At 42.4% G+C, this 14174-nt stretch carries 12 protein-coding genes; 9 read left to right on the forward strand and 3 right to left on the reverse strand.

Features of this window, described 5'->3' with window-relative positions; all coding sequences use genetic code 11:
- Window positions 1–90: 90 nt before the first annotated feature.
- Window positions 91–1185, forward strand: coding sequence for a 3-phosphoserine/phosphohydroxythreonine transaminase (serC, locus tag EES38_RS08860; protein ID WP_124936822.1), 1095 nt, complete (start codon window positions 91–93; stop codon window positions 1183–1185).
- Between the two features lie 55 nt (window positions 1186–1240).
- Here serC and EES38_RS08865 read toward each other — a convergent pair whose 3' ends face one another.
- The gene (locus tag EES38_RS08865; RefSeq protein WP_124936823.1) at window positions 1241–3481 is read right to left on the reverse strand and encodes a YgiQ family radical SAM protein; all 2241 of its coding nucleotides are present in this window, start codon (window positions 3479–3481) and stop codon (window positions 1241–1243) included.
- A 236-nt stretch (window positions 3482–3717) separates the two neighbouring features.
- Here EES38_RS08865 and EES38_RS08870 point away from each other — a divergent pair, with 236 nt between their 5' ends.
- The 3 genes from EES38_RS08870 to EES38_RS08880 all read left to right on the forward strand — a co-directional run bounded on the left by EES38_RS08870 (window position 3718) and on the right by EES38_RS08880 (window position 6062).
- Complete coding sequence (locus tag EES38_RS08870; protein ID WP_124936824.1) at window positions 3718–5007, forward strand: SGNH/GDSL hydrolase family protein; 1290 nt, start codon at window positions 3718–3720, stop codon at window positions 5005–5007.
- A gap of 82 nt (window positions 5008–5089) precedes the next feature.
- On the forward strand, window positions 5090–5782 hold the full coding sequence (locus EES38_RS08875; RefSeq protein ID WP_124936825.1) for an HI_1241 family integral membrane domain: 693 nt from the start codon (window positions 5090–5092) through the stop codon (window positions 5780–5782).
- Window positions 5783–5867: 85 nt separating this feature from the next.
- Window positions 5868–6062, forward strand: a complete 195-nt coding sequence (locus tag EES38_RS08880) for a DUF4250 domain-containing protein (protein WP_124936826.1) — start codon at window positions 5868–5870, stop codon at window positions 6060–6062.
- A gap of 45 nt (window positions 6063–6107) precedes the next feature.
- Here the strand turns inward: EES38_RS08880 and EES38_RS08885 are convergent, their stop codons facing one another.
- Window positions 6108–6563 carry an Lrp/AsnC family transcriptional regulator gene (locus tag EES38_RS08885; RefSeq protein ID WP_243694172.1) on the reverse strand — a complete coding sequence of 152 codons (456 nt, stop codon included), beginning with the start codon at window positions 6561–6563 and terminating at the stop codon, window positions 6108–6110.
- Window positions 6564–6711: 148 nt separating this feature from the next.
- On the opposite strand from EES38_RS08885, the gene EES38_RS08890 reads away from it, so the two are divergent.
- From EES38_RS08890 to EES38_RS08905, 4 genes are all read left to right on the forward strand, one after another.
- Window positions 6712–7917 carry a trans-sulfuration enzyme family protein gene (locus EES38_RS08890; protein ID WP_243694173.1) on the forward strand — a complete coding sequence of 402 codons (1206 nt, stop codon included), beginning with the start codon at window positions 6712–6714 and terminating at the stop codon, window positions 7915–7917.
- A 188-nt stretch (window positions 7918–8105) separates the two neighbouring features.
- Window positions 8106–8915, forward strand: a complete 810-nt coding sequence (locus EES38_RS08895; RefSeq protein WP_124936827.1) for a transporter substrate-binding domain-containing protein — start codon at window positions 8106–8108, stop codon at window positions 8913–8915.
- 75 nt (window positions 8916–8990) lie between these two features.
- Window positions 8991–9935 carry an amino acid ABC transporter permease gene (locus tag EES38_RS08900; protein WP_124937193.1) on the forward strand — a complete coding sequence of 315 codons (945 nt, stop codon included), beginning with the start codon at window positions 8991–8993 and terminating at the stop codon, window positions 9933–9935.
- A gap of 19 nt (window positions 9936–9954) precedes the next feature.
- Window positions 9955–10680 carry an amino acid ABC transporter ATP-binding protein gene (locus tag EES38_RS08905; RefSeq protein ID WP_124937194.1) on the forward strand — a complete coding sequence of 242 codons (726 nt, stop codon included), beginning with the start codon at window positions 9955–9957 and terminating at the stop codon, window positions 10678–10680.
- A 30-nt stretch (window positions 10681–10710) separates the two neighbouring features.
- On the opposite strand, the gene metR is transcribed toward EES38_RS08905, so the two are convergent.
- Window positions 10711–11622: an HTH-type transcriptional regulator MetR gene (gene metR / locus EES38_RS08910; RefSeq protein WP_124936828.1), complete on the reverse strand. Its 912-nt coding sequence runs from the start codon at window positions 11620–11622 to the stop codon at window positions 10711–10713.
- A gap of 217 nt (window positions 11623–11839) precedes the next feature.
- On the opposite strand from metR, the gene metE reads away from it, so the two are divergent.
- The gene (metE, locus tag EES38_RS08915) at window positions 11840–14119 is read left to right on the forward strand and encodes a 5-methyltetrahydropteroyltriglutamate--homocysteine S-methyltransferase (protein ID WP_124936829.1); all 2280 of its coding nucleotides are present in this window, start codon (window positions 11840–11842) and stop codon (window positions 14117–14119) included.
- Window positions 14120–14174 lie beyond the last annotated feature (55 nt).

Here is a 14174-nt window from a genome sequence, read left to right on the forward strand (position 1 = left end):
AAGAATAAGATATTTTTTTCCTTCACTTTTTTTATCGGATAATTAGTGATATTAATCACCTTTCATTTGTAAAGCAGGAGCGAGTTACCCATGGAGTCAACAACTGACACCGTATTTAATTTCAGTGCTGGTCCGGCAGCACTTCCTAAAGCTGTTATGGAAAAGGCACAGGCAGAATTCATTAACTGGAATGGACTAGGCACGTCAGTTATGGAAATCAGTCACCGTAGTAAAGAATTTATGAAAGTGGCAGAAGAAGCAGAGCAGGATTTGCGTGACCTCTTATCTATTCCAGATAACTACAAAGTTCTATTTTGCCAAGGCGGTGCTCGCGCTCAATTCGCAGCTGTTCCATTGAATCTTCTGGGTGACTCGAAAAAAGCAACGTATGTCGATGGTGGTTATTGGGCGGAAAGTGCGATTGATGAAGCAGGAAAATACTGTGAAATTGACGTTTGTGATGTAAAAACAACTATTGATGGCAAGACTGCGATCCTTCCAGCTAGCGAATGGAAGTTTGATTCTGAAGCTGCATTCGTTCACTTTTGCCCAAATGAAACTATCGATGGTATCGAGATATTTGATTTACCGCAGACAGACAAACCAATCGTAGCTGACATGTCATCTAATATTTTGTCTCGTCAAATTGACGTGAGCAAATATGGTGTGATCTACGCGGGTGCACAGAAGAATATCGGTCCTGCCGGTATCTGTATTGCTATCGTACGTGACGATCTTCTTGATTTTGCACGTAATGAGTTACCAACGATACTGAACTATAAAGTATTGGCTGAAAAAGATTCTATGTTCAATACGCCACCAACGTTTGCTTGGTATCTTTCTGGTCTTGTTTTCAAGTGGCTAAAAGAAATTGGCGGTGTGAAAGCAATGGAAGAAATCAACGCGAAGAAAGCAGAAACATTGTATAGCTGCATTGATGAGTCAGATTTTTATCGCAACACGATTCATCCGAATAACCGTTCTCGTATGAATATCCCGTTCCAGCTAGCTAAACCTGAACTTGATGCAAAATTCCTTGAATTAGCTAAAGAGAAAGGTCTTGTTGCTCTTAAAGGTCACCGTGCAGTAGGCGGTATGCGTGCTTCGATTTATAACGCAATGACTCTTGAAGGGGTTGAAGCGTTATGTGCATTTATGAAAGAGTTTGAAGAGCAGTACGCGTAATTTTTTCAGTCTAACAGATAACAAAACAGCGCCTAATGGCGCTGTTTTTGTTTCTCTATCTCTGCCTTGCAGTTTGTTTCTGGCGAGGTTTACTGTTTGAACCACTGCGATTGTTAGTTTGTTTGTTACCTGAACCACCGTTATTGTTGTTTTGGCTCTTGTTGCTATTGCCACCGTTAAGAGGTTTAAAACCTGGCTGCGACTTAGTATGTTTTGTCGCAAAACGGTTTGAGCCATGACGGCCTGACTTTCTGCGCTGTGATGGTGTTTGTTTTTCTGAATCTTCGGCAGGCACCAAACAGCTTGGTTTATCGCCAATTAAATACGCTTTACCCATCTCTTTTAAAGCAGTACGGATCATAGGCCAGTTAGCAGGGTCATGATAGCGTAGTAAGGCTTTATGTAAGCGGCGCTGTTTTTCACCTTTTGCTACCGGTACTTCTTCTCTCTTCTTGTATTTCACTCGTTTCAGAGGGTTTGTCTCTGAGTGATACATTGCAGTCGCATTACACATCGGTGAGGGATAGAAGTTTTGTACCTGATCACACTCAAAATTATTACTTTTAAGCCACAGAGCCAAATTGAGCATGTCTTCATCTTCTGTTCCTGGGTGAGCAGAAATGAAATAAGGAATCAGATACTGTTTTTTACCTGCTTCAGCACTGTATTTTTCGAACATTTCTTTAAAGCGATCATACGTTCCCATTCCTGGCTTCATCATCAGGTCTAGTGGACCCTTTTCCGTATGCTCAGGCGCAATCTTCAAATATCCGCCCACGTGATGAGTCACCAACTCTTTAACATATTCAGGAGATTCAATTGCCAGATCATAACGAACACCTGATGCAATGAGAATTTTCTTCACGCCTTCAACCTTACGCGCTTCACGATAAAGATCGATGGTGTGTTTGTGATCGGTATTGAGCTTGTGGCAAATGCCAGGGAACACGCATGAAGGACGACGACAGTTGGCTTCTGCTCTTGGATCGGAACAGCCGAGACGATACATGTTAGCTGTGGGCCCACCCAAGTCTGAAATGGTACCGGTAAATCCGGGTACTTTGTCGCGAATCTGTTTTATTTCACCGATGATCGATTCTTTTGAACGGTTTTGAATAATACGACCTTCATGCTCAGTAATCGAACAGAATGAGCATCCACCAAAACAACCACGCATGATATTAACCGACGTTTTTATCATGTCATAAGCAGGAATCTTTGCTTTGCCATACATTGGGTGCGGAACCCTCGCGTAAGGTAAGTCAAAAACATAATCCATCTCTTCAGTTGTGAGTGGGATAGGGGCTCTGTTTACCCATAACTCTCGGTCACCATGCGATTGCACCAGTGCACGTCCTGAATATGGATTGGTTTCCAAATGAAGAATTCGACTTGCGTGAGCGTATAATACTCTATCGTTACGAAGCTTTTCGAAAGATGGAATACGAACGGCGGTTGTTTCTGCATCGTGCTTTGATGGGCGAATCGTAATTGGTTGAGCTACTGCTTCCTCTTTTTGAGACGTTTCACATTGAGTTTCAACTTCGTAAGGATTGCTTGGTACGAATGGTTTTCCCGGCTTTTCAATACGAGAGGAGTCAATAATCCGATAGTTTTCTGGCACTGTCGATAAATTGACGGCCGTGCCTCTGACAAACGCAAGATCGGCCATAGAAGCACCATTAGCAATCTGGTGTGCGACTTCAACCAGTGCACGTTCAGCGTTACCAAAAAGAAGGATATCGGCTTTAGCATCAAATAAAATGGAGCGACGGATTTTATCAGACCAATAATCGTAGTGGGCAACGCGTCTTAAACTCGCTTCGATACCACCAAGTACGATAGGAACATCTTTATAAGCTTCTTTACAACGCTGAGAGTAAACGAGAGTGGCGCGGTCTGGGCGTTTACCACCTTCATTGTTAGGTGTATACGCATCATCATGGCGCAATTTTTTGTCCGCAGTGTAGCGGTTAATCATTGAGTCCATGTTACCCGCAGTGATACCAAAGAAAAGATTAGGCTTACCTAAAGCCATAAAATCGTCTTTATTATCCCAACGAGGCTGAGCAATGATACCAACACGGAAACCTTGAGCTTCCAGCAAGCGACCAATAATCGCCATACCAAAGCTAGGATGATCAACATAGGCGTCACCGGTTACGATGATGACGTCACAGCTATCCCAACCAAGTTGCTCCATTTCTTTTCTACTGGTCGGCAGAAAAGGTGCCGGACCAAAACACTCCGCCCAGTATTTTTTGTATTGGAAAATTGGAGTGGTATCGTTGTTCATATTTTAACCTCTTCGTTGCGAGGCGGGCATTATAGCGACAAGTGATTTGAGTATCTAGCTCAACATATCCATGATAAATTTGAGGGAATGTTAAAGTCGTTCTGTCGTGTTGTCTTCTTTGATAATTATCGTCTTTTTTTACAAGTATTTTTCAAAAAACTCCCAAAAATCTAATTACAAACGTAAGCAAAGGCCTTAATTTGGTGACTTATTTTTAAAGTGGAGACAAGATTGCGATGGCAACACAGCAAACCACAACTGATTTTGGTAGTCGGTTATGCCCGATCTCCGATATATCGCACATTATCTGCCTTGGGGCATCGATAACCGATGGCATAGTGAATCGAATGGAGGACTGTATTGCTCAAGAATTCAAACGACAGGGGCTATCCGTTAAGGTAATTGATGAGGCTGAAGGTGGGCGAGGTGTTGAAGCGACTTTGGCTGCGTGGGAAAAGCATAAATCCAAATATGCTGGAGTGAGAGCATTAGTGGTTATACACACGCTAGGTAATGATGTTTCCGATTTTCGACCATGGTCGAAAATGCGTGAGAAGACTAAAGAAGCGTTATACACAGCGATGAAGACGCTTATTCATTCTATATGGTCAAATGGGAATATTCCGTTATTGGTAAACACCTCTTTTCGTGCTTATGATAATGGTGATGCCATTATGAATGAAGATATCGGTTCCAAACCCTTCAATGAACATATCATTTATCCACTTGCCAAAGAGATGTCGCCGTGTAATTGGCTAGACGATAAGCCTTATATGGATTGGTACGATTTCTATCGCAATCGTAATTTTCATATTCTAAATTCAGATGGAACACATAGTCCCAACTACACCGTGATTCGCCGCTGGTATATAAACAATATCGTTCGACGTATTCGCAATGAGTCACCTCTTCGCGAAGCCCGAATTGATAATCCGACACAGCTTGCTCCAGTATTACCCGTCAAAGCATTAGTTCATTTTTGTGTACAACCTCATTCAACCGGGGATTCTGAGTTTATCTTAGGCGCGCATCAGGTGTATTCGACCGGAGATAGGGATTCAATAAATCTCTCACCATTAGAGGGATACGAGCCAAGTTCTATTAACATGCAAACGTTCTTCGAATCGAATCAAATTCGCTACGGGAGTAATAAAGGCGCTCTTGAAAGTGGTGATATTACGGTATCGGTGACCCATGATGCTTGTAAGCGTCAATATACCTACACCCAGTCCAAAGAATACGTAAAACACTCTTCATTCAGTGGTTTTAAGCCACAACAGCAGATTTTGGTGACTATATCTGCTTACCGAAATTCTCCAGGAGCGGATAAAATTGGTCGGTATTCTGTTGATCATGGGAAATCACACGTAAGAATTGATGCCTCAGTTGATAATCCTACACCTCATATGAAGACACTCACTGCTTATGCCAATAGTGAGGGTAAGTTCGATGTCTACTTTATGTGTGATGAAGAGTCGTCAAGTCGCTATGCATTTATCAATGCCATTATGGTGGAGCCTCTCTAGTGAGTGGATAAGGTATGTGAAAAATAATAGAGACCATAGGGGGAGACTTTTGATAAAATTAAGAAAAACTTAATGTGATTCAATGTCTATGTTTGATTCAATACTTGCTGTAATACCTCCTTTGGCGACTGGCGCGTTGCTGTTGTTATCTACTGTGCTTAAAAAGGGACAGATTTGTCCGGGGCAGCGTGGTCGTATTCATAAAATACTCCCCCTTATTCTTATACTGTGGGTTCTTGCGTCATTCAAATTGCCTTTTGTGCTCCTTAACGTCGTTTTTATCGGTTTCTTTATGACGAAAGTCCAAACGGGTAAAACTCGCGAAGAGGGACCGCTTTATGCACTGTATATAGCCAATGTATTCTCGGTGTTGGTTGTTATCTATCAGATGTTTATGGCACCGACTTGGGTTGCGGGCGTATTAGTTTTAATTGAAGCATTTATTCTTGGTTTGATTGGAGCTCATTGGATGTTAACGATGGCCAGAACTCGTTTACAGGCGTTCCATAAAATCTTACCGGTTAGCGGAATTTTTGCTGCGATGGCGATAGCTTTAGTATTGGTTCCGTTTGCATCATCCTTGGATCCGGTGACACTGAATGAACTGCTTCATGTGATTCTTATTAACTTCGCGCTCCTAGTAACAGCTGTTGTCATCTGGGCATGGCATCTCATAGTGACCCGCTCTATTAGTAAAGTGCAGATTTCAGTTGCCAGTATTCTGATGCTCGTCTCTATCGTGAGTTTTCATCAGGTCTATTTCCATGTTATCTGAGCAAGTTAACATTTCTCATTTTTGAACATGCAATATGAGTAAAAGTGACTAAGCTAAAATCGTGGTCATCAGAAGGAGCCCGATTATGGATTTGAGTAACGTCAGTCGTTTAGACAGTCATATTTTACTTGGCATCATTAACGAAAAATTGAGGCTGGAATGTGGGAGTCTGGAAGATTTAGTCTCTACTTATGAAATTGATGTGCAAAATGTAAGAGAGAAACTCTCAAGTGTTGGGTATACGTATGACCCACTAACAAATCAATTTAAGGCTTCCTAATTGAATTCGTATCAGAGCAGCTACACAGTTTGTGTAGCTGTTTTTTTATAAGGGAAGCTCGAGTGATTGTTTGGGAGCATCGAGTACAACCTGAGTATTAACTCTCTTAATATTAGGATGGTTCGACATCATAAGCTCAATTAGTTGGTCATAGTGCTTTGTACTGGTGGCATTAATGATCATAACCAAATCATTGTCACCCGTGACATAAAAGCTCTGCTGTACTTCAATTCGTTCTTCAGCCCACTGATTTAACTGGCGTAACGCGACGTAATTGTCTCTGTCTATTTCGATTCCCGCAATAAAGGTAATCAATTGCGGTAGGGTGCTATTGCTCAGTATTGCCACTTCACTTTTTATAATGTTATCTGCTTTAAGCTTTTTTATGCGCCTTTGTATTGCGGAAGCGGAAAGCCCAACTTTCTCTGCAATCAACTCGGTTGGAACGCGGCAATTCTTCTGAATGATTTTTAGGATCTTTTTATCGAACTCATCAAGCACAATATTTCTCTGCACTGAAGTGGTGTTTTATGGGCATTATGCAGTCTTCAATGCAGAAAATCTTCTTTTTTGTGGGCTAAAATGCCGTTCAAATGCATCGAGATTAGCGATACTGGTTTCTGAAATTGATTAATTGGACTCTGACTCGGTGAATGACATCCTATTACATCCAGAAACGAAAGCATTAGGCGCTAACTTTGAATTAACTAATGGCTTTGGTGCGATTGCTCCTGATATTTCGATGTCGGTAAATAATATCTATGACCCGGACTCAGGTAACTTTTCAGCAAAAGGAATGACTGATCTCATTGAGTCACCGTACGTTTATGCTGGTTGGAGTAATCCAACGGTGCGTCAGCTTGAAAAACGCTTAAGCGAGTTAGAGGCGATAGAAGAGACATTTGTTACGGCGTCTGGAATGGCTGCTATTTCAGGTACATTACTATCACTACTTCATTGTGGCGATCATCTGATTGTCAGTGATGTCTGTTATGCGGCGGTCAGCGAGTTTATTCGTGAAATATTACCTCGCTATGGAGTCGAGGTATCAATTGTTAATTTGACGGACAGTCAAACACTTCGCGATACCATTCAATCTAATACGCGTCTTGTCTATGCCGAAACTCCTTGCAATCCTTTGCTGAGACTGACTGACTTAAAAGCGATTGCTGATATCTGTCATGAACATGATTGTCTGTTATGCGTTGATTCCACGTTTGCAACTCCGGTTGTCACAAAACCGTCTATATACGGTGCTGATTTGGTTATCCATTCTTTGACAAAATTCATCAATGGTCATGGTGATGTTCTAGGGGGCAGTGTTAGCGGGAGCAAATATCTGGTCAGTAAAATTCGCGCCCACGCTGGAGTTTACTTGGGGGCGACGATGACAGCACAAAGTGCTTGGTTAATTATGCGTGGAATTGATACGTTATTTGCGCGGATGCGTTGGATATGTGAATCATCGCTAAACATCGCGCAGTGGCTTGAAAGTCACCCTAATGTTATAAAGGTTAACTATCCGGGGTTAGAATCTCACCCGCAGAACCAACTTGCTCAGAGACAGATGAACGGCTTCGGTGGGGTAATTTCTTTTCAGGTAACCCATCCCAGTCGTACACTGAAACGGTTTATGCGCGAAGCAAAACTGTTCCTTCATGCATTCTCTCTCGGTCATCAAAGAAGCTTAGTTGTGTACTTAAATAGTGAAGATTTAGTCAAGACGTCATATGATTTTTCTCAGCAGCAAAAAGAAGAGTACCTGGAATTCGCCGGGGAAGGTCTGTTTCGATTGTCGATTGGCTTAGAGAACAGTGATGACTTGATTAATGAGTTACAAAGGGTCTTAGCTTAGAATGTGACCGTTAATGATTGCTTTTTAGGCGAATATTCGAGACGCAGTCACTAAAACATCACTTATCTATAGATTTTGGCTCAATATCACTATATAAATTGGGTCACCATAATAAAAATAGCACAACATTGCATTAACGGAACGAGAATTGTTGAATATCAACAAATTGAATATAACTAAGGAATGTTATGAAAAAGTTCATTAAGACCGCTGTAGCCGGTGTCGTATTAGCCGGATCAACTCTTTTAAGCGCTAACAGTTTTGCAGCCGAGTCAACATTAGAAAACATCATCAAATCTGGTGAAATGAAGGTATGTTTCGACGCAGGTTATATGCCTTTCGAAATGAAGACAAAAGATGGTCGTTATGTCGGTTTTGATATCGATCTCGGCAAACATATGGCTCGCTCAATGGGAGTGAAATATGTTCCAGTAAACACAGCATGGGACGGTATCATTCCAGCTCTGCAAACTGGCAAGTGTGACATCATTATTGCGGGTATGACTGTAACCGCAGAGCGTAACTTAAAAGTGAATTTTGCTGACCCATATATTGTTATCGGTCAGTCTATTCTTATGTCGCCAAAACTAGAAGGCACAGTGAAAAGCTATAAAGATCTGAACGATCCTAAGTACACTGTAGCGACTAAACTTGGAACGACAGGTGCAGAAGCAACTCAGCGCTACCTACCAAAAGCAAAACTGAACCTATTCGACACTGAAGTGGATGCAGTTCTGCAAGTAACTAATGGTAAAGCTGATGCGTTCGTGTACGATTTTCCATACAACGCTATTTATGCATCTCAGCATAAGGAGCAGTTAGCTCATTTAGACAAACCATTCACGTTTGAACCACTTGCTTGGGCAATCAAACAAGATGATCCTAACTTCCTTAATTTCCTAAACAACTACTTACGTCAGATTAAAGGTGATGGTACCTATGATCGTATGTACGATAAGTGGTTTGAGTCAGACAACTGGCTTAAACAAGTTCAGTAAGAACCTATTGGTTTAAAACAGTTGAGCAGACGAAAGTCTGCTCTACTTTTTCTATTTAGTAAGAGTAATTTTGTGATGAAATCTAAATCCGGTCGCCTGATAGGACATGGACTCTATGCCATTATCATGCTGATGTTGGTTGGAGGCATTTATCTTTCAGGTAAGACAATTGACTACAATTGGCACTGGGAGAGGCTTTGGCCTTACGTAATCAATACTGAAATGCAGGATATCCGCGCTCAAGCGGATGGTGTTGCTAATGTCAATGATCATACGTTAACCATTCAATTTGATAATCAGGATTCTCAGCAGGTCGTAAAAAAATACGACAAGCTTGCCGTAGGGGACGGGGATTTAATTTTTGAAGGCGATACGATCGCTTATCTTAATGATTGGAAGTTTGGTCCAATAGCCGAAGGCTTATGGGTGACCGTTAAAATCTCCTTTATTTCTCTGTTTTTTGCTGTGATTTTGGGACTCGTTTTTGGTTTGATGCGGGTATCCAGTAATATTACGGCGAGAAACTTAGCATTAACGTATGTTGAAATTATTCGTGGAACACCGTTATTGGTACAGATTTTTATCGTCTACTTTTTCATTGGGACGGTTTTGGACCTGGATCGCTTTACGGCTGGTGTCGTCGCGCTTTCAATCTTTACGGGTGCTTATGTTGTCGAGATTATCCGTGCAGGGATTCAGTCTGTAGCCTCAGGTCAAATGGAAGCGGCTCGCTCACTAGGTATGACTTACCCGCAAGCGATGCAATATGTTGTATTGCCGCAGGCATTTAAGAGAACGCTTCCTCCATTGGCAGGCCAGTTTATTAACCTGATTAAAGACTCCTCGCTGGTTTCCGTCATATCTATCACTGACTTAACCAAAGCGGGAAGGGAAGTAGTAAGTGGAAGCTTTGCACCTTTTGAGGTGTGGTTTACTGTTGCTGCATTATATTTAGTGGTAACAGGCACGTTATCGTGGGCAATTCAACGACTAGAGAAGAGGTTATCAGCCAGTGACTAGAGGATATAACGGTGACGAAATGGTGGTCGCAACTGGAGTCGATAAATTCTACTCAAATGGTTGTCACGCCCTAAAATCGGTTTCTGCAACGATTAAACGTGGTGAAGTAGTCGCAATAATCGGACCTTCCGGTTCAGGTAAATCGACCTTTCTACGGACAATAAACCAGTTAGAAGAGATTAGTGAAGGCACAATATTCGTTGATGGCGTCGATATGTATGCTAAATCAACGAATATCAATCAACTGCGCCAAAACGTGGGTATGGTGTTCCAAAGTTTTAACCTATTTCCGCACAAAACAGCTTTGCAGAATGTGATGTTGGCCCCGTTGAAAGTGGCGAAACGTCCTGCGAAAGAAGTGGAAGAGCAAGCCAAGGCGCTTATGAAGCGAGTGGGTCTTGCAGATAGGATGAACAACTATCCTTCACACTTATCTGGCGGTCAGCAGCAGCGCGTTGCGATAGCACGAGCTTTGGCAATGCAGCCAGATTTGATGTTGTTCGATGAGCCGACATCGGCACTCGACCCTGAAATGGTGGGTGAAGTTCTTGACGTTATCAAAGGACTCGCCAAAGAAGGGATGACAATGGTAATCGTAACCCATGAAATGGGCTTTGCGAAAGAAGTTGCTGACCGAGTGTTGTTTATGGAAGAGGGGGCGTTGTTGGTTGATGATGCGCCAGCTCGAGTCTTCGATAACCCGGAACATCCAAGGCTGAAACAATTTCTTGCTAAAGTCTTATAATGAAAAAAGCCAACGTAAGTTGGCTTTTTTTTACACCATTTTTATGCCTTCAAGATGCGTTTTGCTTTGCTGTCTCGCCGTGGCAAAAAATGCCTGTAAGTAACGTTTATCTTTGTCGCTATGGCGTACCGCCGCAAACAGTCTGCGCCACAAACCTTTACCTAGTGGTTTACTCACGATAAGTCCTTGTCGTGAAAACTCACTGATTGCCCAGTTTGGTAGAGCGGCTACACCGAGTCCTGCCGAGACCATTTGAACGAGCATCAACGTATTATCAGCTTGCTTCCACTTAATGGGCTCGATTCCTGCGGGCTGCAAAAAATGTTTCACAACATCTAAGCGCTGCTTTTGCACCGGATAGGACAGCATGGTTTGGTCAGCTAAGTCTTCAGGTTGAATAAAGGCCTTTTCTGCCAAAGCATGAGTTGACGATGTGATCAGACACATTTCAAAGTCGAACAAGGGCTCATAATGTACTTCAGAACGAGGGAGTATGTCCGATGTGATCACCAGATCCAATTCTCCGGAGAGTAATGCCGGAATGGGTTCAAAACCAAAGCCTGATGAAAAATCAAGAGTTACGCTTGGCCAGGTAATCTGATATTCACGAAGTGCTGGCATTAACCACTGAAAGCATGAGTGGCAGTCAATCGCCATATGCAGACGTCCGTTAACATCTTCTTTAAGGCTGGCTAAGTCATTTTCTGCTCTCGCCATTTTCGGGAGTATGTCATCGGCAAGTTTAAGAAGAATTTCGCCTTCAGAAGTAAAGCGCACTGGTCGAGTTTTACGTAGGAAAAGTTGGCTTCCTATACGTGATTCAAGATCTTTAATCTGATGCGACAGAGCTGACTGAGTAAGATGCAGCGCAGTTGCTGTCGCGGTCAAGGATCCGGTATCTCTAAGAGACATCAATGTTTTTAAATGTTTTATTTCTAACATGAATATTTTTTATATTGAGACTGACGTTATAGCAATAAGTTACGGAGTTCTATGAAAATTGTAAACCTCTTTGTTGCAATAAATTCAAAATAATTCATGTTTTACCCTGTAACATGAATTTAATTTGAAAACTGGTTGAATATAAATCCATTGTCCAAGGTACGGAATAATCTCACTATATAGACGTCCAGACATCTTTATTAGTGAGGTACAATCCATGACAACAACGCATATCCTAGGTTTTCCCCGAATTGGTGAACAAAGAGAGCTCAAATTTGCATTAGAAAAATATTGGCGTCGCGAGCTGAGTCAAACACAACTTGAGGAGGTCGGTGCTGCTGTACGCCGTAAGAATTGGCAAAAGCAGAAAGAAAGCGGCCTGAGCTACGTGACGGTTGGCGATTTCGCTTGGTATGATCACGTGTTGAATACTTCGTTGTTACTCGGTCACGTTCCTAAGCGTCATAGAAGTCAGTCAATTACAATCGATACCCTATTTGCAATTGCTCGCGGCAAAGAAAAACAGTGTGATTGTTCCAACATCGCAGCGTCCGATATGACGAAGTGGTTTAATACTAACTATCATTTCATCGTTCCTGAATTTTCCCAAGACGATCAATTTTCGGTGTCATGGCCCCAGCTATTTGATGAGATAAAAGAAGCTCAGGCGCTTGGTCATCGTGTTAAGCCTGTTCTTTTGGGCCCCATTAGTTATCTGTTTTTGGGTAATCCCACTGATGGTACCTATGACAGAAAAGAATTACTTCCGAGAATAGTGAACGCGTACCAAGACATCTTAGCGCGACTCTCCGAACTGAATGTTGAATGGCTACAAATTGACGAACCGATTCTTGGGTTGGAATTAGAACCAAGTTGGTTGGATCTTTTTAAACCTACCTATAAGACATTATCAGGAAACGTTAAGCTGCTGCTAACAACTTATTTCAGTGGGGTTGAGCACGTTATCGATGTCATCAAAGACCTCGCTGTTGACGGTCTACATCTAGATTTAGTCGCGGCGCCGAACCAACTGCAGCCATGTCTGGAAACACTTCCCAAGCAGTGGGTGATTTCTCTGGGCGTTATTAACGGTAGAAACGTGTGGAAAGCCGATCTCAGTAAATGGTGCGATCACCTAAGTTCTGTTTATCGTGATTATCCTGAACGAGAGTTTTGGCTAGGTTCGTCTTGCTCATTATTGCATAGTCCTGTGGATCTAACGCTTGAGTCTTCGTTGAGCGAAGAGACTTACTCATGGTTTTCGTTCGCTTATCAGAAATTAGATGAAGTTTCGTCTCTCGCTCAGGCTATTGATGGTAAACCAAACGCCTACAATCACTGTATTGAATACAGCTTGCCCATTCAGCAACGAGCCAGCAATATAAACGTAAATAAACAGGAAGTGGCTGACCGAATTGCAGGCTTAACCAGAAAAAATAGCCAACGTTGTCTGGAATACGCTGAGCGTTCTGAGTATCAAAAAGACGCATTACAATTACCCATTTTACCGACAACAACGATAGGTTCCTTCCCACAGACCAATGAAATTCGTCAAATACGCAGTGCCTTTAAGCATGGGCGGATAGAAGAAGTGGATTATAAAACCCGTATCAAACAAGAGATCGAAACGACCATCAGAGAGCAAGAAGCTCTGGATCTCGATGTGCTCGTTCATGGTGAAGCGGAACGAAATGATATGGTGGAGTATTTTGCAGAACATTTTGACGGCTTCCAGACCACTCAGTTTGGCTGGGTACAGAGTTATGGATCACGTTGTGTTAAGCCTGCGATCGTTGTGGAAGATGTAACAAGACCGGCTCCCGTGACGGTTGATTGGATTACCTATGCCCAGTCTCTGTCGACTAAGCCAGTGAAAGGAATGCTGACCGGACCGGTAACTATTTTAGGTTGGACATTCCCTCGAGAGGATTTACCACGTGAAACCGTTGCGACACAAATCGCACTGGCAATAAAAGATGAAGTGGATGATTTACAAAAGGCTGGCATAGGCATCATCCAGATAGATGAACCCGCACTACGGGAAGGGCTGCCAATAAAACACAGTGAGCATAAACACTATTTAGATTGGGCTGTTAGGGCATTTAAACTTTCCGCTGCTTCAGCATGGCCAGAGACGCAGATCCATACCCATATGTGTTATAGCGAATTTAATGACATTATTGAGTCGGTCGCGGATTTGGATGCGGATGTCATTACAATTGAAACCTCGCGCTCGAATATGTCGCTACTTGATGCATTTAAGGAGTTTAAATACCCGAATGAAATAGGTCCGGGTGTGTATGATATCCATTCTCCGAATATTCCGAGTGAGGAGTGGATTACATCTTTATTGGTTAAGGCGGGTGAACTGATTCCATATCAGAGACTGTGGGTGAATCCGGACTGTGGACTAAAAACCCGTGGGTGGAATGAAACTCGTGCATCACTAAAAAACATGGTGGCAGCAGCGAAAAACTTGCGTAAAGACATCCATTAGACGTGCAAGCATGAGATGAGAGTCTTCGTTAGGAAGACTCTTTTTCTCAACTATT

The organism is Vibrio viridaestus (assembly GCF_003856525.1).
GTDB classification, from domain to species: Bacteria; Pseudomonadota; Gammaproteobacteria; order Enterobacterales; family Vibrionaceae; genus Vibrio; species Vibrio viridaestus.